Annotated in this window: 18 protein-coding genes; 8 read left to right on the forward strand and 10 right to left on the reverse strand. The window is 36.4% G+C overall.

Features of this window, described 5'->3' with window-relative positions; genetic code table 11:
- Positions 1-12 precede the first annotated feature (12 nt).
- Both Q0093_RS13085 and Q0093_RS13090 read right to left on the reverse strand, forming a co-directional pair.
- Entirely contained in the window at positions 13-432 is a 420-nt protein-coding gene (locus Q0093_RS13085) for a hypothetical protein (RefSeq protein ID WP_297931283.1), read from the reverse strand.
- 19 nt (positions 433-451) lie between these two features.
- Positions 452-1,771, reverse strand: coding sequence for a hypothetical protein (locus Q0093_RS13090; protein ID WP_297931286.1), 1,320 nt, complete (start codon positions 1,769-1,771; stop codon positions 452-454).
- A 373-nt stretch (positions 1,772-2,144) separates the two neighbouring features.
- Between Q0093_RS13090 and Q0093_RS13095 the strand changes: the two genes are divergently transcribed.
- Positions 2,145-3,023, forward strand: coding sequence for an AraC family transcriptional regulator (locus tag Q0093_RS13095; protein WP_294177370.1), 879 nt, complete (start codon positions 2,145-2,147; stop codon positions 3,021-3,023).
- A 63-nt stretch (positions 3,024-3,086) separates the two neighbouring features.
- Here the strand turns inward: Q0093_RS13095 and Q0093_RS13100 are convergent, their stop codons facing one another.
- The 6 genes from Q0093_RS13100 to Q0093_RS13125 form a co-directional block, all read right to left on the reverse strand.
- Entirely contained in the window at positions 3,087-4,835 is a 1,749-nt protein-coding gene (locus tag Q0093_RS13100; protein ID WP_297931291.1) for a phospho-sugar mutase, read from the reverse strand.
- Between the two features lie 120 nt (positions 4,836-4,955).
- Positions 4,956-6,593 (reverse strand): C69 family dipeptidase, encoded by a 1,638-nt coding sequence (locus Q0093_RS13105; protein ID WP_297931296.1) that lies wholly within the window; start codon positions 6,591-6,593, stop codon positions 4,956-4,958.
- Positions 6,594-6,612: 19 nt separating this feature from the next.
- On the reverse strand, positions 6,613-8,286 hold the full coding sequence (locus tag Q0093_RS13110; RefSeq protein WP_297931299.1) for a M23 family metallopeptidase: 1,674 nt from the start codon (positions 8,284-8,286) through the stop codon (positions 6,613-6,615).
- A 54-nt stretch (positions 8,287-8,340) separates the two neighbouring features.
- Positions 8,341-9,552, reverse strand: a complete 1,212-nt coding sequence (locus Q0093_RS13115; protein WP_297931302.1) for an L-serine ammonia-lyase — start codon at positions 9,550-9,552, stop codon at positions 8,341-8,343.
- A 20-nt stretch (positions 9,553-9,572) separates the two neighbouring features.
- Positions 9,573-10,088: a GNAT family N-acetyltransferase gene (locus Q0093_RS13120; RefSeq protein ID WP_297931305.1), complete on the reverse strand. Its 516-nt coding sequence runs from the start codon at positions 10,086-10,088 to the stop codon at positions 9,573-9,575.
- 313 nt (positions 10,089-10,401) lie between these two features.
- Positions 10,402-11,751: an ammonium transporter gene (locus Q0093_RS13125; protein ID WP_297931308.1), complete on the reverse strand. Its 1,350-nt coding sequence runs from the start codon at positions 11,749-11,751 to the stop codon at positions 10,402-10,404.
- Positions 11,752-12,058: 307 nt separating this feature from the next.
- Between Q0093_RS13125 and Q0093_RS13130 the strand changes: the two genes are divergently transcribed.
- The 5 genes from Q0093_RS13130 to Q0093_RS13150 all read left to right on the forward strand — a co-directional run bounded on the left by Q0093_RS13130 (position 12,059) and on the right by Q0093_RS13150 (position 17,987).
- Positions 12,059-13,360 (forward strand): BamA/TamA family outer membrane protein, encoded by a 1,302-nt coding sequence (locus Q0093_RS13130; protein ID WP_297931311.1) that lies wholly within the window; start codon positions 12,059-12,061, stop codon positions 13,358-13,360.
- 324 nt (positions 13,361-13,684) lie between these two features.
- Positions 13,685-14,155 carry a hypothetical protein gene (locus Q0093_RS13135; RefSeq protein WP_297931313.1) on the forward strand — a complete coding sequence of 157 codons (471 nt, stop codon included), beginning with the start codon at positions 13,685-13,687 and terminating at the stop codon, positions 14,153-14,155.
- Positions 14,156-14,157: 2 nt separating this feature from the next.
- Positions 14,158-16,296 (forward strand): S8 family serine peptidase, encoded by a 2,139-nt coding sequence (locus Q0093_RS13140; RefSeq protein ID WP_297931315.1) that lies wholly within the window; start codon positions 14,158-14,160, stop codon positions 16,294-16,296.
- 410 nt (positions 16,297-16,706) lie between these two features.
- On the forward strand, positions 16,707-17,333 hold the full coding sequence (gene rsmG / locus Q0093_RS13145) for a 16S rRNA (guanine(527)-N(7))-methyltransferase RsmG (protein ID WP_294177353.1): 627 nt from the start codon (positions 16,707-16,709) through the stop codon (positions 17,331-17,333).
- A gap of 9 nt (positions 17,334-17,342) precedes the next feature.
- Positions 17,343-17,987: an MBL fold metallo-hydrolase gene (locus Q0093_RS13150; protein ID WP_297931318.1), complete on the forward strand. Its 645-nt coding sequence runs from the start codon at positions 17,343-17,345 to the stop codon at positions 17,985-17,987.
- On the opposite strand, the gene Q0093_RS13155 is transcribed toward Q0093_RS13150, so the two are convergent.
- Both Q0093_RS13155 and Q0093_RS13160 read right to left on the reverse strand, forming a co-directional pair.
- Complete coding sequence (locus Q0093_RS13155) at positions 17,979-18,569, reverse strand: uracil-DNA glycosylase family protein (RefSeq protein ID WP_297931320.1); 591 nt, start codon at positions 18,567-18,569, stop codon at positions 17,979-17,981. The two genes, Q0093_RS13150 and Q0093_RS13155, sit on opposite strands and share 9 nt — an antisense overlap.
- 19 nt (positions 18,570-18,588) lie before the next feature.
- Positions 18,589-19,029, reverse strand: coding sequence for a GNAT family N-acetyltransferase (locus Q0093_RS13160; protein ID WP_297931323.1), 441 nt, complete (start codon positions 19,027-19,029; stop codon positions 18,589-18,591).
- A 266-nt stretch (positions 19,030-19,295) separates the two neighbouring features.
- Here Q0093_RS13160 and Q0093_RS13165 point away from each other — a divergent pair, with 266 nt between their 5' ends.
- Complete coding sequence (locus tag Q0093_RS13165; RefSeq protein ID WP_297931325.1) at positions 19,296-20,552, forward strand: putative DNA modification/repair radical SAM protein; 1,257 nt, start codon at positions 19,296-19,298, stop codon at positions 20,550-20,552.
- A gap of 4 nt (positions 20,553-20,556) precedes the next feature.
- Positions 20,557-21,324: a TIGR03915 family putative DNA repair protein gene (locus tag Q0093_RS13170; protein WP_297931327.1), complete on the forward strand. Its 768-nt coding sequence runs from the start codon at positions 20,557-20,559 to the stop codon at positions 21,322-21,324.
- The last annotated feature ends 226 nt before the right edge of the window (positions 21,325-21,550 follow it).

Raw genomic sequence — 21,550 nt, forward strand, 5'->3', positions numbered from 1 at the left:
ATCATCCTAACATTACTCTACCGGTTGACAAGAAAAGACCATACCAAAATTGCCGGCAGCATGTGAACCTGTAAAAATCAGCTCATAATCATTAACCGTCTTTGTATAAATGCCTTCTGCATCAGGATTCACAACAAAATTTTCAGAGGCGAGTTTTGCATAATATTCCGTAGCCATAGACGCATCACATTTATAATCGAAAAAAGCAACACTTTCTAAACCGAATGTTTTATTATACTGATGCAATTCTATATCGCCTTCATACTTCGGGAAATTTCCCATAAACGGATATTTCTCGACCAACTTCTCCCATGTCATTCCGGTTGTAACCTCAACATCCCCGCCCCCATCTTCATCATCATCTTTCGAACAACCAACTGACAAAAAAGAAAGAGCCATAACACAACTCAATACTGTAAAGAACTTTTTCATAATTTGATATTTTTACTATTTAAAACCGAAAAGAAAATCCACCGGAAACATAGCCGATGTCATAACCACTCTCTACATACACGCCTACTTTTTTACAAAAGTAATAACGTAAACCTGCGGTTGCAATGCCACTGACACTCGTATCCATATTACTCTCAGCAATCATTTTTTCACCACTTTCGCAATCAATTGTTCGATTTCCGGTCATATTCAAGTCCATCATCAAACGTGCATAGAACTCAAAGTTGTGACAAAGAGTTAAATGCCAACTTAACCCGGCACAAATATCAAATCTATTACAAGATGTTGCCTTTGTCTTTGGACCATAACCATTATCCCATTCCCAATTATAACTATATTTGCTATAAGTAGCTCCGAACAAATACCCGATGCTCCCAAACTTACTGAAATCAAGGAAACAAATATCTGAATAAATACCGATGGGAGGAATGTCTATTTTATAACCATTTCCTCTATGTTTGATTTTTCGCGACCAAGGAGCGATATCCGGAGCAATTCCTATTTGTATAGTTCTCATATATTGGGGAAACACGACTTCATTCTTCACTCTTTTCCATGAAGCCGACTCAGTTCCGCTAACAGCTGTAACAGAATTTTGAACGCCAAGCTGATCATTTTCAATTTTTCCAGCTACTCTTTTTACCGGACGGTCACCATATTCCGTTTCCCAGCTTTTTACGACACTCATCATATCTTCAAATTCTTTTGCCTTAATACGTAATGCAAATTCAGGATAATCATAAATTTTGCAGAAATAATATGCCATTTGTGTTCTATTCACTGCCGGTGTGCCAATTACATAGGGCGCAGATAGATATTGACGGGATGTAAATATTGCAATATCTTTATCAATACTGAAATAATAATACATTTCTCTGCTAACAGTAGTTATATTATTTACTCTATTTTGAATAACAAAAAATGCAGAATATACATCAATACCATTTCCTTCATATTCAATCCTAACCCAACGGATTTTCGGTTTTCCAGCCATAAAACCGATATTTTTACATTTTCGCTTTACATATTTAAGTTTATCCATAACTATTAGCGAATCAATATCTTCGCTGATATACCGGATTCTCTCTCCTTGGGGAGTTTCACTCACCTCAAAAAAAGTCGGATCATTCACTATTGCCGATCGCAGATAACCTTTCACAATCGAACTTTTCGATTCCGAAGTGATTTTGTTTAAATATAACGTTATCGGAACAGTTTCTGCATCTATTTTCTTCTTTTTTCGAGCTATGGCTTCGGGGATAAGAACTATTCCGAAAACCACAATCAATAATAATCTTATTAACAAAGAATCTCTCATAATATTATCTTTTTCGAATCCTTTTCAAAAGAACAAGCATAACAAATCGTCATTTCTATTACATCCTATTATTAAATTTTCAATATAATCACTTGATTTTAAGCAATGACATTATCTATATAAATTTTATACAAATAAAAACATTATTTTCTTTATATTTTGCCCATAATTATTTTATTATTATTCAAAAAAAAGAAGCAATTAAATTACTTTCGGCCTTTTTTCCAATTTTATTTTATCACATTTATCCGGTTCAATATTTCCCTCTAAAGTTCTATTTCGCGTTATAACTGTTCTATAAGTCATTTAATAAAGAATAAACAGCCTATTATTTAAAAAAAATATATACGTTTATGTCATAAATTAGAATATTATGAATCATATATCTGTTCCTAAAATAGATTTATCATCCGTAAAAAACTACAATACGATCGATCTTATAGATACGGACTTCGCTATATTGGATAACATCAACAATATTCCGCTGTTCAACTACCCTTCGATCATCGAAACGACTGTTTTCGCACTTTGTTTGAAAGGGAACTGTAAAATAACAATTAATCTGGATGAATATAATATATGTCCGAATGACATGATCCTGCTCATGCCGAATCAAATCGTCATGTTATGTGAAAAAAGCGATGATGTTTCGGGATTATTTATAGTTGTATCAAAAAATTTCAGTAACGAGATTCTCCCCAACACAGAAGATATGCTATCCGTATTTTTTTATGCAAAAGAATCCCCTAAAACTACACTTAACCCGAATGAAATAAAGTGTCTGAAAGAATATCATTCTTTTTTGCGAAACAAGGTAAAAGAAACAGAAAATATTTATCGCAAAGAAATTATACGCATATTATTGAAATCTTTATTTTATGAAATTGCCAATATTACCAAGAAAAAAATTCCAGAGAAATCGATACGAAAATCCAGAAAAACGGAAGTATTCGAATCTTTTTTAAAAACAGTCGCCATGCATTATAAACAACAACGCTCAGTAACCTTTTACGCCGACAAACTATATTTGACTCCTAAATACTTGTCTTGTGTAATTAAAGAGATAAGTGGAAAATCTGCTGGAGAGTGGATCGATGAACAGGTCATTTTAGCAGCTAAAGCATTACTTAAATCAAGCAACATGACAATTCAAGAAATTTCGGTAGAACTGAATTTTGCCAATCAATCTTTTTTCGGAAAATATTTTAAACAACATACAGGTATCTCTCCCAAAGCTTATCGAAAGATATAGAAAAGAGGATTATAGAAAAATTTGATTTTTCTATAATCCTCTTTATATCATTTTTTACCTATATCAAATTCCAAGAGAAGCTTTTACGGCTTCTATTTTCTGATTTGCCAATTCATTGACTTTATCATAATCTTCACGAGATTGCAATTCACCTTTTACTTCTATATAGAATTTTATTTTAGGCTCTGTTCCTGAAGGACGTATAGAAACTTTAGTTCCGTCTTCTGTAAAGTACTGTAACACATTCGATGTAGTCGGCATATCTAAAGTGTACTTTTCGTTCTCCACTAAATCATTAGCAACTAAAGTAGAAAAGTCTTTTGTAAGAATAACTTTCGAACCGGCAATCTCTGTCATCGGATTATTCCTGAAATTCTTCATCATCGCTTCGATTTCTTCAGCCCCCGATTTTCCCTTACGAACTACAGAAATACCTTTTTCTTTAGAGAAACCGTAAGTCAAATAAATATCTTGTAACATTTCATATACAGTCTTGCCATTATCTTTTGCCCAAGCTGCAACCTCCGCCATCAAAGAAATTGCAGATACAGCATCTTTATCCCGAGCAAAATCCTCAGCCAAAAAGCCGTAGCTTTCCTCTCCTCCACCGATATATTTCTTCTTTCCTTCCAACTCACGGATTACAGATGCAATCCATTTAAACCCGGTATAACAATCATAGCAAGTGATATTATTACGATCAGCAATTGTTTTTATCAACTCGGTCGTTACAATAGTTTTCACGATATATTCGTTTCCTGTAAGTCTACCTAATTCTTTATATTTGGTCATCAAATAATTAAGTAAAATCATAACAATCTGATTTCCATTTACAAGAACAAATTCCCCTTTATCATTCTTTACTGCTATACCGATACGATCGGCATCAGGATCTGAAGCCATAACAATATCTGCATCCACTTCGATACCCTTGCGTATAGCCATATCCAAAGCTGCCGGTTCTTCGGGATTCGGAGAAACTACTGTCGGAAAATCCCCGCTGACAACATCCTGTTCCGGGACATGAATAATATTCGTAAATCCAAAATTTTTCAATGATGCCGGAACTAATTTTACACCTGTACCGTGTATAGGCGTATAAACAATTTTCATGTCTTTGTGCCGTTCGATAGCATCAGGACTCAATGACAAAGTTTTAATTTTATCAAGGAAAAGCTTATCTACCTCTTCTCCGATTATTTCGATCAAAGCGGGATTTCCTTTAAACTTGATATCGGCAATCGAACGAATCTTATTTACTTCCGCAATCGTATTCTTATCGTGCGGAGAGATCATTTGAGCTCCATCATTCCAATACGCCTTGTATCCATTGTATTCTTTCGGATTGTGAGATGCTGTCAGTATAATACCGCTTTGGCATCCTAATGCTCTTATAGCAAAAGACATCTCGGGTGTAGGTCTCAACGATTCGAATAGATACACCTTAATTCCGTTGGCAGAAAAAATATCTGCAGAAATCTCTGCAAACAAACGACTATTATTGCGACAATCATGGCCAATCACAACTTTTATTTCAGATAAATCGGCAAATTCTTTTTTCAGATAATTAGATAATCCCTGTGTCGCAGCACCTACCGTATATATATTCATCCGGTTTGTTCCAGCACCCATTATCCCACGCAATCCGCCAGTACCGAATTCCAAATCTTTATAAAATGATTCTATCAGTTCTGTCTTATCATCATTGTCAAGCATTCTTCTTACTTCGGCTTTAGTAGCTTCATCATATCCGTCTCCCAGCCAAGTCTGAGCTTTCGCAGTTACTTCTTTCAATAAGGCTTCATTTTCCATACAATTCTCTTTTTTAGAAAAATTTCACAACATCTATAATACACAAATATACAAAAAAGTTTTTACCGATATAGAGATATAAGGCAAAATAGTTTTAGAGACAGTTTAAATTTTTATCTTTTAAAAAGCGACTTTCAATCGGTCTCCGGCATCTTTAGCGACCGCCCGATAATACTCTTCGGAGTATCCCGGGAAATCAGGATCAGCAGGCAAACCGTACCCATTCTCTAAAAAATGTCCACCATTCTCTTTCTTCCGATTTCCATCTAAATATTTAACCAACAAAAACTCTCCCAACTTTTTCCACCGGACAGTCGTTTGTTGAGCCTGAGCCATACTATAAGCATTCAAAAAGCGAATTGCCGCTACAGGATCGTTACGATACAAATCATTAGCAACCTTTTCAACAACAGGCTGCTGAGTATTAAATGCCATTTCTATATTCTTTTGTACAGGACGTATATCTTCTATCATCTGGTTATAACGAGAATAAGCCATATTAGCAACCCAATTATGTACCCAAAATGCAGAAGTCCAAGACAAATCATACATGCTTCCGTTCGATTCGCTATAACATTCCGGAACTTCATTCAAACAAGCATACAAGGGTACATAAATACAAGTATTCGCATCATCTACCCCAAACCATAATACTCCGCCGATTGCATTCGGCAACCAAGACCGCATCTGAGCAACCAATGTAAAGGCAGTCTGTTGTGTTGCTGTAGCCCGTTCATTGGTATATTCTACACTATCCACTTTAAAAGTCATAGGCCGAAATCTATAAGGACACTTAAACGGCCCAGCACCTACATCTTGGGTCATGTCAAAAGGAGTACCTTCAAAATGATCGCGCATGGCATCTTTCATATCCTGTACCGACAATTTCCGATCAGGTTTTACATAAAGCGGCAAATATTCTTTAGATTCACCATTCAAATATGATAAATATTTACCCATAGAGCTATTGAATCGATTGTAAAAGCTCCATACTCTTGCCTCACATCCTCTCAATGCTCCAAAATCTGCAGGAGCATAAGCATCAGCAAAACTGAAATCTTTATTCAGACCATTGAAATAACCCTTTTCCCGGGCAAACGATATGACATCAGGAGAATATAAACAATTTTCTTTGTCATCTAACGGAAACTTATGAATACGGGACTGATTAGCATGTGCGGCAATACAATCATCAGGAATACGTACAGCGACCCATACAGCACCTTGATTTTGATGACCTTTTCCAATCATCTCCATAATCCACACCTCCTCAGGATCAGCAATAGAAAAAGATTCTCCTGAACTATAATAACCATATTCATCAACCAGATCGGTCATAACCGTAATCGCTTCTCTCGCTGTTTTAGCCCGTTGTAAAGCGATATACATCAAACTGCCATAATCGATTATACCTGTAGTATCTACAAGCTCAGGCCTCCCACCCCACGTAGATTCGGTTATAGACAACTGATGTTCATTCATATTACCGACCACTTTATAAGTATATTCGACTTGCGGAATGCGACCTAATATTTTATTCGTATCCCACTCCCTGATTTCCATAGTGCTGTTTTTGGGATGTCTTGCTGCCGGAATAAATTTTAAAGCTCCATACAATGTATGGGAATCTGCCGCGTATGTTATAAATGTCGAACCATCGGTTGTGGCATTCCTACCAGCCAAAAAACTTGTACATGCTCGTACTCCGGGAACGAGCATTCCCCAACAAAATGTACACAATAAGATAAATTTTTTCATAAAAATATGTGTTAGGTATTTACCAATAAAACGAATTCTCATAAACTGCTTGATTTCCACATCGATCAGTAACTGTAAGTCTCAAATGATGTTTTCTATTCCTTTTGATATGCTCCGAATCGAGCTTACAACTTAATATTGCAGTCTTACCATCCATCTCAAAAAGTGCAAATTTACCGTCAATTTCACCTCTGTAAGACTCGATTCCAGTATGTTTATCTCCTATTCTGATACGAATCTTTCCCCTATTTCCCCATTGAGCAGGAGACATAGGTGTAATTACAGGATTTATGGTGTCTGATTTAACAACAAATGTTCCTAATTCTCTTACTTTAACTTCTAAATACCCATTCATATATGTACCGGTATAAGGTATCTCTTTATTCCCGAATACTCGGGCTAAATAGTATTGTTTTTTATTATTAAGAGTATCTGAGGGTATTTTGATTTTTAAATTGCAATATAAATGCAAAGGCACGCATTCTTGCCCTACGACATAGGAATTGTCGTTATTCCGAGAACATTTCAATTGAATATTTTCATAAAGAGCCCCTTTGGGAATAAATAATGAAACTCCATGTTTATTGATGAAATTGTCCTGATTATACACACAAACATTATCGGAGGGATTATCCACCGGAATATTTTTCTTTTTTCCGTTTATTGAAAATGTACATATCGTCAAATTTCCATGTCGGTCTCTCAACTCATAACGAATTTTATAAACTCGTTCCTGATCGATCGTAATCACACCTTGATCAACAATATCCTTATAAACAGGCAGATAATTTCCCATAGCCACATAAGAACGCATTATAAAAGACCGTCGTTTTACCCAATCTTCATAATCGATAAATGAGTTTACAGTCCGACTTTTATCAAAAGAGAAGCGTTCAATAGCAGAAGAATAAACGATTTTATCATCCACAAATAATCGAATAGAATAAACTCCGTAAATATTGGAAGTCTCGTTCATATAATCATAAGCTTTCACTCCAAGAACTATTTTTCCCCATGCTGTTACCGGAGATGAAAGAGTCACAATTCCGTTCTTCTGACGAATAACGGAAAAATCCTTACGAACATATCCGTTATTTACAATTCCTGTTATAGGATAAACAGCGACAGAACGAATTTGAGGTGGACGAGTATCTTTCAGGTATGTTTTGAGAAAAGGCATAGGATCTAACAAATATTCCGATTTTGTTTCCCTTATTTCAAAATGCAAATGCGGTCCTCCCGAACTACCGGTATTTCCACTATATGCGATTACTTGTCCCTTTCTGACCTTAACCTCATCTTTTTTCAAAAAAAGATTGACAGAAAAACATTCTTGTGCATATTGCTGTTTTTTTACTACACTATCTATAAATGGAGCAAAACGATCTAAATGTCCGTACACGGTGGTTACACCTATTCGGGGATGGTCGATATATACAGCAAGACCATATCCGTACGGAGAAACACTTATTCGAGAAACAAAACCGTCTTCGACAGCATACACCGCTGTTCCAGACTGAGCTTTTATATCCAAACCCGAATGGAAATGATTATTCCTTAACTCTCCGAAGTTTCCGCTTAAATACATAGCTCCGTGTAAAGGCGGATCGATTTTGAAATTAGTAGATACAGGTTCGTAATTCGGGGAAATTCCCACATATATATTTAATAAAATCAATAACAAACTCAACATATCCCGATAATTAAAACCTAACAAATGTACAAAAAATAATCGTGCATCAATTCTTTAATTGGACTGAGTATAATCTTTGGCCAATCCGCCTTCTCCGGTCTCTTTATATAATGAAGGTAGATCATGCCCCGTCTGCCTCATCACCTCTACGACTTTATCAAATGAAACCCTATGTATTCCATCAGAAAAAGATGCATATAAATGAGAATCCAAAGCTCTCGCCGCAGCATAAGCATTCCGCTCGATACAAGGAATCTGCACCAGCCCGCAAACCGGATCACAAGTCATCCCTAAATGATGCTCCAACCCCATCTCTGCCGCATATTCTATCTGAGCGGGGCTTCCTCCCAACAGTTGAGTAGCAGCACCTGCAGCCATAGCGCAAGCAACTCCTACTTCACCTTGACAGCCGACCTCCGCACCCAAGATAGAGGCATTTGTTTTTACTATATTTCCGATCAATCCGGCAGTAGCCAAAGCCCGGTAAATACGCGTGTCACTAAATCCCCGATTTGTCTGTAAATGATATAAAACAGCAGGTAAAACTCCGCACGCTCCGCAAGTCGGTGCAGTTACAATCGTGTGTCCCGAAGCATTTTCTTCACTAACAGCCAAAGCATAAGCAAAAACCAATCCGCGATCTCTCAAAGCCTCTTTATATCCTCCAGCCTGAATAAAATAATCGGCAGCCTTCCGTCGGAGATTTAACGGACCGGGCAAAACACCTTCCGTGTCTAATCCTCTCCGGATACACTCTTTCATATTTTTCCATACTTCAGACAAATAGTCCCATACATCCGAACTTTCTCTCTCCGCTACATATTCCCAATAACTTTTCCCCGAATGCTCACACCATTTTAAAATATCACTTAAATGAGACATGTCGTAAACATCGGAAATTTCCCCGATAGGCGGACGATTTTCTTCTGATAATGCACCTCCGCCTATACTATATACAGTCCAAGTGTCCAGAACTTCGTTTTCCAGACTTATAGCACAAAAAGTCATGGCATTCGGATGAAAAGGAAGAAACATCTTCGGCAACCATTCAATCTGTACAGGAGCATGAGGTTCTAAAACTTCTAAAATTGCCTTGTCGGTCAAATGACCTTTACCTGTCGCAGCAAGACTTCCGAATAAGGAAACTTTGAAAGAAGCACTTCGGGGGTTACGTTCTAAAAAAATTTTTGCAGCCCGTTGAGGTCCCATAGTATGGCTACTCGAAGGCCCTGCCCCAATCCGGAATATTTCTTTAATCGAATTCATGGTTTTCATATAACGATAACTCAATACGGCTTCAACAATTCATAATAATGCATATCCATAATCTTGCCGTTTTTAATTCCCATACGATGCATAACGGCAAGCTGCTTAAAACCATTTCGCATCAATACCCGCATCGACTTTTCATTGAAGTCAAAGGTTAATGCATATAAACGAATCAAGTCTGTTTCGGTAAATATATAACTTATCAATTCTGACAGAGCATCCGATACAATACCCAACCCCTGAAACGGTTCTCCAATCCAATATCCGATCTCTGCATTAAGCCGTTCGATATCATTTTGCCGAATAAACCCGATACCTCCTACTGCCCGGCCGGAAACCTCAATTGCAAATTGAGAATAAGGCTCGACCGAAGCCATCTTGATAAAAGCATCTGCATCGTCTAAGGTGTATGGGTGAGGAAATGAATCACGAAGATTATTCCATATACGGATATTGTTAGCATAATATGCTAAAGAATTACAGTCTGACTCCCGCCACGGCCGCAAAATGTAATTCTCTTTTTTCACTATCATATTTTCAAATCATTAGAATTATTTGTCTGTTCCGGTTATGATAAAATAATTTACCGATTCTCAGTATCTTAAAGTTTAAAAGCATTAAAGCCACTTCACACTCAACTAATACCTGATCCAAATTATAAATTGTCTCAACAAAGATATAGTAATTAAACTATAAATAGTTATTTGACCTACCATAAATAATCAGCGATAATTTCATATTTTATCTTTCAACCTATTCTTACTCAAAGGCGTCGCTGAAAAACAAAAAAGCGGTTTTCTTGATAAATAACCGCTTTTTAAACCAAAACTACTAAGAGCCTTTCAATCAAGATTTTGTATCTACACCATGATCAAAATATTCAGCCAACTCTCTATTTGTTTCAATCCCGTATCGCTCATCATGCTGACTCATATCCAATCCGATCTCCTCGCTCTTTTCAGATACACGCATCGGGATCATTTTATCCGTAATCCAATACAAAGCATATGTTACAATAAATGTATATCCGCAAACTATCACTACCGCTATTATATGATTTAAAAGATTTTGCCAATAAGTAATATTTTCAGCCGCATTATATACAAAGATTCCGGTCATAATAGTTCCGACAATTCCTCCTACACCATGTGTAGGAAATACATCCAAAGCATCATCAAAAGAATTTTTCTTATTTTTCCAAGAAACAGCCATATTGCATATAATTGTCACAACTAAAGCAATAAATATGCTTTCTCCGACAGTCACATACCCGGCCGAAGGTGTTATGGCAACCAATCCCACTACCGCTCCGATAGCAGCTCCCATTGCAGAAGGTTTACGTCCCCTCAAGCAATCAAATACAACCCAAGTCATCATCGCTGTTGCCGATGCCGTATTCGTATTTAAGAATGCTTTTACAGCTACAGCATTAGCCGCTAAAGAAGACCCTGCATTAAAACCGAACCATCCCAACCAAAGCATAGCTGCTCCCAATAATACAAATGGAATATTAGCCGGCTGCCCCGATTCTTTTCTTTTCCCTAAAAATATAGCTCCGGCCAAAGCCGCAACCCCGGAAGAAGCATGAACTACAATTCCACCGGCAAAATCGAGAACCCCCATTTGGCGAAGGAAACCGTCGGGATGCCAAGTCCAATGAGCCAAAGGACAATACACGAATATACAGAACAAAATCATAAATACCAGATAGCCGGAAAAACGAACGCGTTCGGCAAATGAGCCGGTTATCAATGACGGAGTAATAATGGCAAACTTCATTTGAAACAAAGCATATAATGCTAATGGTATCGTCGGTGCTAATAACTTATCTGTAGCTCCACCAACATTCACAAACATAAAAAATGTTCCCGGATTTCCTATAAAATGCCCGATATCTTCGCCAAAAGCTAAACTAAAGCCCACGACTACCCAGATAACACTAATCACTCCCATAGCAATAAAACTCTGCAACATCGTAGATATGACATTTTTAGTCCGAACCATTCCTCCATAAAAGAAAGAGAGTCCCGGTGTCATCATCAAAACAAAAATAGTTGCAGTAATCATCCATGCGATATCAGCAAAATTCAAATTAGGATCTATATCTGTAAACACCCCTTCATGACCCGAATAAAATAATCCTAAAAAACTAACGCTTAATAAAGCTACAAATAAAATAATCCAACGTTTTTGCATACCCATTTTGTTTTAAACATTATGAAAGATTTTTATGCAAAAATATTTCATTCAGACATAAATACAGAATAAAATTAATCAAAATGACAATACATTCTGTTTATTAATTTCATATTGACACAAAACATATATGCAAACAACATTTTTTTAACGAATTAAAGTAAATATGTTTCAAAATGACACTATCCCGATTTATTTCAACACTTTCAGTAACGACTACTAAATACACAAGCTCAGTTTCATATTTCATTTTCTCATTTATTAAAAAAAAGACATTCGATAGAAAAAATATTTGTATTTTCGCCACATGAACAAACTGTCTGTGCGTATTTTAAAATCAATCGCCACATTACTTTTCGGATTAGTAATGATCTTATATCCGGAAATTTCTTATGCCATTCCCCAAGATTCATTAACAAACTCTCAAAACAAAAAAGGATGGAATATAACACCTTTCCCGGAAATCGCTTACAATAGTGATCTCGGATTTCAATACGGAATATATTGTGAACTATATAATTTCGGGGACGGATCAAAATATCCCGACTACACGCATAAATTCTGTATTGAAGCCGCTCGATTCACAAAGGGTTCTGGTGTCTATTGGTTTTTCTACGATTCTCCCCAATTATGGAAAAATCACAGATTCTCATTCGATGTTGCATACTTACCGGATAATATGTGTGATTTTTACGGATATAACGGTCGTAGCGCACCTTACTCAAATACGCATAACGATTCTTTTTACAAAATAGACCGAAAACAAATTCGTATGATTTTCGGTCTGCAAGGAAAAATTATCGGACAACTTAACTGGATGGCAGGCATCAGTTGGCAAAAAATGATGATTCAACCTGTTTCATTGAAAAAATATATCGGGGCAGATAATCTATACAACCGCTATATAAAAGTAGGATTAATAAATCAGAATGAAGCAAAGGGCGGAAATGTTTTGCAATGGAAGGCAGGAGCGGTTTACGATACCCGGGACAGGGAGGCTGATCCGACGCAAGGCATATATGGAGAAGCTATCTTTGCTTTTTCTCCGGACTGGACAAGTAAAAACGGATACTCTTTTATAAGAACAACTCTGAACGTCTGTTATTATCAACCGCTTTGGAAAGAACACTTGACTTTGGCCGGACGAATCGGACTGCAATTTACTCCTGTCGGAAGAGTTCCATTTTATTTTTTATCAGACATAAACACTTATTATATAAGACAAACTTACTCTGAAGGATTAGGTGGAACGAATAATATAAGAGGGGTGTTACGTAACCGAGTTACGGGAAACGGTATCGGTTGGACAAATATAGAATTAAGATTGCGTTCAAGGGTAATCAGGTTGTTGAAACAAAACTGGTATATCGGAATGAACCCGTTTTTCGACGCGGGAGCTGTACTCCAACCATACCGGCTAAAATCACAAAAAGAAAGCAATGATCTTATTATTTACAGTGGTAAAAACGAATGCATACATGCAAGTGCAGGAATAGGGTTGAAACTGGTTATGAACCATAATTTTGTTCTTTCGGCAGAATGGGGAACAGCTTTTTCTCGTGAAGACGGAACAAACAGTATAGATCTCGGAATCAATTATTTATTTTAGAACCGACTTAAGTTTCCAATAAAAAATACTATCGGGGCATCTTTACGTCTTCTTCTGGTCTTTTTTCCCGTTTTCACTCGTCAGATAGCCCGCTATCGTTCTCGAAAGAAATTCTCAGATCTGACCCGAACAAAATTTAAACAGGTTTTTAGAGTCTTATCTTCTTAAAAATATATTTGAAATTATACATATTTAATGGCTTCACGATAGGCTGATAATTTAAAACGATATATATTTGTATTATATTGTTTTTAAATGGCAAATTATATAAAAATCATTTTTCGCAAAAACGGATTACCAATATTTTAATTAATAGCAGATTTTATGAAAGAGATTATTTTAATATCGGTTTTATTATGCAGCATCTCATGTTCATCCCGGCATATCTCGACTGTGTCCGGAGGGAAAAATGACAAAATTGAATACATGGAAATATCTGTTTTACCCGATACGATTCGGTTCTCAAATAACTTCAGAATGTTATGGGACGATTTATTAAAAGAAACTAACGGCTATTTACCTAAAAAAAATTATACTCCATCCGAGCAGCTGCGAGAAAAATATAATTTGAAATCTTCTGACGGAAAATGTTATATCAAAGGATATTTACATACCCGACCGGATTTCGATAAAAATAAAGCTGAAGATCAAGGAATATCGATCGTCTCATATACCGACACACTGAAAAGTTTCTCATGCTTGATTTCACAATTACCGGAATTAATAACCCTACCCGATATTTCTGCCATAGAACTAAGTAAGTCTATCAATTTAAGATTACCTAAAAAATATTGATTATGAAGAAAACCATTATCTCTTTATTATTATTCTGCTTTGTCACACTCGTTATGGCTCAATCAAAATTGTCGCCATATACACGGCATTTTATAAATGAAAAGGAACAGATAAAAACGGACAAAACATTCTCTTCCAAATTTAAAGTAAAGAAAATTGACGAAATCGATTATGTTAAAGCTTATATTTATTTAAAGGCTCAAACAGATCCCTATTTTTTAGAAAGTTATGGAGTAAGAGTCAATACTTGCATAGATTCTTTAATCACAGCGCAAATTCCTGTCAGTAAAATTGAAACCATATCCTCTCTAAATAACATCAAATATGTACAAATCAGCACACCGATATATCAAAAAATGAATAAAGCCAGAACTGAAACTCTGGTAGATAACGTTCAAAGCGGGAAAGATTTAACGACACCATTTTTAGGAAAAGATGTCGTTATAGGAATTGTCGATAATGGTTTTGAATACGGACACATCAATTTTTACAATACAGACGGAACTGAACTACGGGTAAAACGAGTGTGGAATCAAAATAAAAACGGTAAAGCTCCAAGCGGTTTTACCTACGGAACGGAATATACAACTACTGATGAAATTCTTGCGGCAAAATATGACGTAACAGACGAAACTCATGCTACTCATGTAACCGGTATAGCCGCAGGTGCAGACCATACAAAGTCTTATTACGGAGTAGCCGGAGAAGCAGATATAGTCTTGGTCAGCTATGATCTGAATGATAATACTACTGATCAGGTAAGTCTCTCGGACGCAATGAAATATATATATGATTATGCCGAATCGGTAGGAAAACCTTGCGTTATCAATATGAGTCTGGGATCTCATATCGGCCCTCACGACGGAACTTCGACTTTCGATCAAGTTGCAGATAACCTGCAAGGTCCGGGAAAGCTATTTGCCGGAGCAGCAGGTAATGAAGGATGTGATCCGATGCATCTTAGCAAAACATTTACATCTTCCGATAATACATTAAAAACATTTATCGATTTCTTGGATAATTCTGACCGCTATTCGATGCTCGATATCTGGGGTGAGCCCGGAGAAACATTCAAGATTACTATCGATCGATATAATATCTCAAAAAACAAGTCTGAATACTCTGAAACGGTCAATATCTCAGGAAATGGTTCTAAAACAATTTCATTAAAAAACGGGATCAGCGGATATGTTGAAATTTACTACGAAGTAAATGCTAATAATAACAAGCCGAACGCCTTCATAGTTTCTGAGGTAAATAGTATGAGTTCAGGTTATGCGATAGGAATCACAATCACTGCAACGAGCGGAACTGTACATATCTGGGCTGATGATTATTATAGTCAACTTACCGGTAATGGCTTATCTGGATGGACAGATGGTGATTCAAAATATACTGTCGGCGAAATCGGAGGAACAGGAAAAAATGTAATTAGTGTAGGAGCTTATGCGACTCGTACCGGAAGTTATGCTCGGGAAGAAGGTATGATTGCAGAATTCTCAAGTTTAGGACCGACAGCTGACGGACGTGTAAAACCGGATATTACAGCACCCGGGAATCAAATTATTTCATCATACTCCAGCGCACAATCTTATGATAGCGGTATCTGCGATAATACTACTGTAAACGGGAAAAAATATTATTATGGATATATGTCCGGAACTTCTATGGCAACTCCATTCATTACGGGTGTATTAGCAACATGGCTTCAGGCAAATCCGACTCTCAGCCCCGATGATGTCAGAAACATTTTCAAAAAAACAGCACGACAAGATAACTATACAGGAACTGTTTCCGGAAATGGAGATAATACTTGGGGATTCGGAAAAATAGATGCATGGAACGGCATAAAAGAATGCATAAAAATGACAGCGGGAATATACGAAGAAAAAAACGACATTCCAGACGTGACAATCTACACTTCGGGAAATGGAATATGCCATCTATTATTCGGAAAAACCGATAACCAAACGACCATATCCGTATATAATACAAACGGGCAATTACTGAAATCAACAAGGTTAAATTCCATAACGATAGGTCAAGAAGAAATTTTAAATTTATCAGGTTTCGTACCGGGAATATATATTATTCACATAAAAGGCAATAACATACAAAAAAGCAAAAAAATAATCCGATAATATCAGAGCCTGTCAAAAGATAAAAATTATATATCCAGAAAGGCTATAAAACTATTAATGAAAGAGGATGTGCCAAAACTTAATTTTTGAAAAGATGAACTTTTGATTTGGAATTTGAACATCCTAAAAAACTCTAGAAAGGGTTGTATCATTACTCAAAGCAGAGCTTGATACGACCTTTTTAGGTATTATAGCTACAATCTGTAACTTTTAGAAGTAGTCATTTTAGTTTTGACATACCCTCTTTTATAAAGTACTTCAGTTTAATTTGACAGATACTTCGTATTTATAAACAATTTAATAATAAATCATTGGGATATCCACATTTTACACTATTTTTGTAAAAGAGACAACATACAAAAGCAAATAAGTAATCTTATTAATAACCTATTATTTACACTAAATATCCGATGCAAATTATTGAGAAATATTTTCCGTACCTAAACGAAAATCAAAAATCCCAATTCACAGCCTTAGACGAACTATATAAAGATTGGAATAGTAAGATCAACGTTATTTCCCGTAAAGACATAGACAATCTATATACTCACCATATATTGCATTCTTTAGGGATAGCAAAAATTATACAATTTACTCCCGAAAGTGCAATAATGGATGTAGGTACTGGAGGCGGATTTCCCGGAATACCTCTGGCTATTTTATTCCCAGAATGTAAATTTCATTTATTAGATCGTATCGGGAAAAAGGTTAAAGTCGCGTCAGAAATAGCACAATCTATCGGTCTGCAAAATGTGACATGCAGGCATTGCGGAGTAGAAGAAGAAAAAAGCAAGTTCGACTTTGTCGTAAGCCGTGCTGTCATGCCTCTAAACGACCTGATGAAGCTTATTCGTAAAAATATCCGAAAAGAGCAACAAAATGCAATGCCTAATGGACTGATTTGCTTAAAAGGAGGAGAACTGCAAAATGAAGTAGCGCCATTCAAAAAAATCTCGATCATATACAATTTGAAAGAGTATTTCAAAGAAGAATATTTCGATACAAAAAAAGTCGTTTACGTACCTGTTTACAAATAAATATTATATATGCTAATAATTAAAGAATTCCAATTCAATCCGTTTTCAGAAAATACGTATGTCGTATCGGATAGTGAAACCGGTGAATGCGCAATTATAGACGCGGGATGTTATTATGCAGACGAACAAGATATTCTATCGGATTACATTATAGATCATAAATTGAAAGTCAAATATCTTTTGGCAACGCACTTACATCTAGATCATAATTTCGGAGATAGATACGTGTATAACACTTTCAATGTCGGGTTAACAGCTCATCCTGATGATGCTTTTCTATTAGACAATATGAAAGAACAGGCTTCTATGTTCGGCATACAGCTCCAAGCCTCTCCTATCCCCATCGGTCAGGATGTCCATGAAAACGATATTTTCAAAATCGGGAAATATACTTTACAGGCTATACACGTACCGGGACATTCTCCCGGAAGTATCATATATTACTGCAAAGAAGAAGGAATAGCGTTTGGTGGAGACGTACTTTTCAGAGGCAGTATCGGCCGGACGGATTTACCGGGCGGAAACTATAATCAATTAATTACCGGTATTCGAGAAAAACTATTCATACTACCGGAAGATACGGTTATCTATTCCGGACACGGTCCTAACACAACAATAGGCTTTGAAAAGAAACAAAATCCATATTTACAATAAACCTAATTCCTCGAACATACGGGCATATACCACAGCCTTTTCCGACAAAGGTTTCGGATAAGCTCGGGAAGAAGAAGGCATTCTGTAAAAACGCATTTTTCTACTTTGATATTCAAACTCAATAAAGCTACCGACAGGAGGAATTGCAGATGAAACAAGAACACTTAATGTTTCGGTAGCCTTTTGTCCTGTAGTGACAACAGCCTTGCACATTGGCATTTGTTTTAATAAAGTATCAATATCGGCAGCTTCTACAACCTCCAAAAATTTATCAGAGGCATTGTCTTTTAACCTCTTTACAGATTGAGCAGTATCGCTTAAAGCTATACCTTTCTCTTCCAAAAAAGCAGCAATGCGATTCTTATCGAATATTTTCGTACCGTTTAAAAAATGATCTTTATCTCCGAAAAAAACGAGTCCGAAAATACGCCACATATCATTTTGGAGGTTCGGATAATAAAAATTCATACTCCAACGCTCCCTTTTCGGAGGAAAACTCCCCAACATCAGCATCCGGGTATTTTGCGGAATAAATGGTTTTAACGGATGATTCTCTATCGGTATTATATTTGTGTCATTCATACAACGTGCATTTTTATATTTATAATTGCAGATGTAAAACAGGATATGATTTTCCGGTACTATCTGTTGCATCACGACTTATTACATGAAACCCCTGATGCAAATAAAATCCTACCGCTTGTTCATTTTGTTCATTTACGTCAACAGAATTTATACCCAATATTTTCACCGCATATTCAACTAATTGTTTACCTACCCCTTTCCCTCTTGCAGAAGGCAAAAGAAACAGCATCTCCAACTTATTCTTAAATACACCCATAAAAGCAATCCATCGACCGTCTTCATCTTTATAGCCCCATAAATCTACTGCAAACAAATATTCATTTCGAATCAGCGATTTAAAAGAAGCAATGTCATCTTCTTGCAAAAAAGAATGAGTAGCCCGCACCGATCTTTCCCACAAATCAACTAACTCGTCATAATCAGAAACAAGCGGACGTTCAGGCATTTTTATCTTCATATTCAAATTCTAATTTAAAGATAATAGTCTATTTCTAATTCCACAAAGAATTCTTCACTTTCTATTTAAAGGTTTACGGTAAAACTTGGAATCAACTGTTATTATCTTGTTTTAAACATCTTAAAAACAAGGTCTTTAAAAACAACATATCCTTCTGACAAAAAGCACTCATTTTTTAACTCATGCAAAGATATAATTTAAGAAACAATTCCTACATAAAAACAAAGTCTTTCTCTATTTTTGCAATTATTAGGAGCGAAATAATTATGAATGAAAAAGTCCTCGAAAAACTGAAAATTCTTGCGGAATCGGCAAAATACGATGTATCTTGCGCCTCAAGCGGAACTTCCCGCTCCAAAATGACAGGTGGCATAGGAAGTGCTTCGGGCTGGGGTATTTGTCATAGTTTTACAGAAGATGGAAGATGTGTTTCGCTTCTGAAAATCATGCTTACCAATTATTGTATATATGATTGCGCTTATTGTATCAACCGTAAAAGCAATGACCTGAAAAGAGCAACCTTGTCTGTATCAGAACTGGTCGATCTTACCATAGAATTTTATAGAAGAAATTATATCGAAGGTCTTTTTTTAAGTTCGGGAGTAGTAAATAATCCAGACTATACAATGGAAAGATTGGTAGGAGTAGCAAAAGAATTGCGATTGAAACACTGTTATAACGGATATATCCATTTGAAAAGTATTCCGGGAGCTAGCAGAGAACTGGTAAACGAAGCAGGATTATACGCCGATAGATTAAGTGTAAATATAGAAATTCCTAATGAAGAAAGCCTCAAAATATTAGCCCCTGAAAAAGACTTTAAAAGTGTATTCACACCAATGCGTTACATACAACAAGGGATCTTGCAAAGCGCGGAAGAGAAAAAAAGATTCCGCCATGCTCCTCGCTTTGCGCCAGCGGGACAAAGTACACAAATGATTGTAGGAGCAACGTCAGATACAGATAAGGATATACTCCGCATATCGTCTGCTTTATATCAGCGACCGACGATGAAAAGAGTATATTATTCCGGATATATTCATGTAAACGATTATGATAATCGATTGCCGGTTTTAAAACAACCTCCATTGGTGCGAGAAAACAGATTGTACCAAGCCGACTGGCTATTGAGATTCTACCAATTCAAAGTAAATGAAATCGTAGATGATGCTTATCCTAATCTCGATCTGGATATCGATCCTAAACTTGCGTGGGCTTTACGTCATCCGGAAATTTTTCCGATAGACATAAACCGAGCAGACTACGAAATGCTTCTGCGAGTACCCGGAATCGGCATAAAATCTGCAAAATTAATCGTTGTTTCCCGCCGTTACTCCCGATTGGGAGCGTCCCAATTAAAAAAAATCGGCGTGGTAATGAAAAAAGCGCAGTACTTTATTACTTGCAATGAACTTTCGATGCAAACAGTAAATGAAATGAATCCGCAAAATATCCGCAAACTTTTAGTAGGGAGACCACGAACGAAGGACTCACGACAGCTAACGCTCTCTTTTGAAGATTAAAAACATGAATATATTCATATATGATAAAACATTTGAAGGGTTATTGAGTGCAATTTTCGACGCTTACTCTCGAAAAACATTTCCGGATCTTTTACTGAGCGAAGACGAAACTCTTCCACTATTCTATGACGATTTACATATAGTATATACAGATAATGATAAAGCGGAACGGGTATGGAACGGATTGTTGAAAAAATTATCAAAGCCTGCCATCTCCTGTCTTGCCGCCAGTTGGTTATCTGAATTACCTGAAATAGATCTACTGATTTTTCGTTATATACGAAAAGCGATAGATTCTCCTTATTCCATTGAGCTGAATTTCGGAGATAGTGATGTCTTGGAACTTTCTCAAATCTGGAAAAAAGTACATCGTGAACAACACCGAATTATTCAGTTTCTACGTTTCCAAAAAGCTATGGACGGAACATTCTTCGCAGCAATAGAGCCGATTTATAATGTATTGTCTTTAATCGTTCCTCACTGCAAGGATCGCTTTTCTGACCAGAAATGGATAATTTATGATTTAAAACGAGAATACGGATACTATTATGATCTGTCTTCGGTTACAGAAATACAGTTCGAAAACAGTAGCGCTCATCTTCTATCTGGAATATTAGACAAAAATCAAATGCATCCCGATGAGGAATTATTTCAAAAGCTTTGGAAAGAATATTTCAAAGCAATTAATATTAAGGAAAGAAACAACCCCAAACTACATCGTCAAAACCTGCCTGTAAGGTTTTGGAAGCATTTAACCGAGAAACAAAAATAATTTTTATTTAAGACCTGTTTTCTGCATTATCTGATTTTCAACCGATTGTGTATCGAATGATTTTCAATAAAGATTTTCCTGAAAATTTTTCATTCAAGACTGTTGTCAAATCAAAAAATGTGACTATCTTTGCAACGCAAAAGAAAAAGAAGCGTTCTTAATTTTGTTGACTGGTGCGGTAGTTCAGCTGGTTAGAATACATGCCTGTCACGCATGGGGTCGCGGG

It is taken from the genome of uncultured Coprobacter sp., from assembly GCF_947855755.1.
Lineage (GTDB): Bacteria > Bacteroidota > Bacteroidia > Bacteroidales > Coprobacteraceae > Coprobacter.

Bases quoted from the DNA above. Each gene is read 5' to 3' on its own strand.
- Q0093_RS13085 (WP_297931283.1), bottom strand. From the start codon at position 432: ATGAAAAAGTTCTTTACAGTATTGAGTTGTGTTATGGCTCTTTCTTTT.
- Q0093_RS13090 (WP_297931286.1), bottom strand. From the start codon at position 1,771: ATGAGAGATTCTTTGTTAATAAGATTATTATTGATTGTGGTTTTCGGA.
- Q0093_RS13095 (WP_294177370.1), top strand. From the start codon at position 2,145: ATGAATCATATATCTGTTCCTAAAATAGATTTATCATCCGTAAAAAAC.
- Q0093_RS13100 (WP_297931291.1), bottom strand. From the start codon at position 4,835: ATGGAAAATGAAGCCTTATTGAAAGAAGTAACTGCGAAAGCTCAGACT.
- Q0093_RS13105 (WP_297931296.1), bottom strand. From the start codon at position 6,593: ATGAAAAAATTTATCTTATTGTGTACATTTTGTTGGGGAATGCTCGTT.
- Q0093_RS13110 (WP_297931299.1), bottom strand. From the start codon at position 8,286: ATGTTGAGTTTGTTATTGATTTTATTAAATATATATGTGGGAATTTCC.
- Q0093_RS13115 (WP_297931302.1), bottom strand. From the start codon at position 9,552: ATGAATTCGATTAAAGAAATATTCCGGATTGGGGCAGGGCCTTCGAGT.
- Q0093_RS13120 (WP_297931305.1), bottom strand. From the start codon at position 10,088: ATGATAGTGAAAAAAGAGAATTACATTTTGCGGCCGTGGCGGGAGTCA.
- Q0093_RS13125 (WP_297931308.1), bottom strand. From the start codon at position 11,751: ATGCAAAAACGTTGGATTATTTTATTTGTAGCTTTATTAAGCGTTAGT.
- Q0093_RS13130 (WP_297931311.1), top strand. From the start codon at position 12,059: ATGAACAAACTGTCTGTGCGTATTTTAAAATCAATCGCCACATTACTT.
- Q0093_RS13135 (WP_297931313.1), top strand. From the start codon at position 13,685: ATGAAAGAGATTATTTTAATATCGGTTTTATTATGCAGCATCTCATGT.
- Q0093_RS13140 (WP_297931315.1), top strand. From the start codon at position 14,158: ATGAAGAAAACCATTATCTCTTTATTATTATTCTGCTTTGTCACACTC.
- rsmG (WP_294177353.1), top strand. From the start codon at position 16,707: ATGCAAATTATTGAGAAATATTTTCCGTACCTAAACGAAAATCAAAAA.
- Q0093_RS13150 (WP_297931318.1), top strand. From the start codon at position 17,343: ATGCTAATAATTAAAGAATTCCAATTCAATCCGTTTTCAGAAAATACG.
- Q0093_RS13155 (WP_297931320.1), bottom strand. From the start codon at position 18,569: ATGAATGACACAAATATAATACCGATAGAGAATCATCCGTTAAAACCA.
- Q0093_RS13160 (WP_297931323.1), bottom strand. From the start codon at position 19,029: ATGAAGATAAAAATGCCTGAACGTCCGCTTGTTTCTGATTATGACGAG.
- Q0093_RS13165 (WP_297931325.1), top strand. From the start codon at position 19,296: ATGAATGAAAAAGTCCTCGAAAAACTGAAAATTCTTGCGGAATCGGCA.
- Q0093_RS13170 (WP_297931327.1), top strand. From the start codon at position 20,557: ATGAATATATTCATATATGATAAAACATTTGAAGGGTTATTGAGTGCA.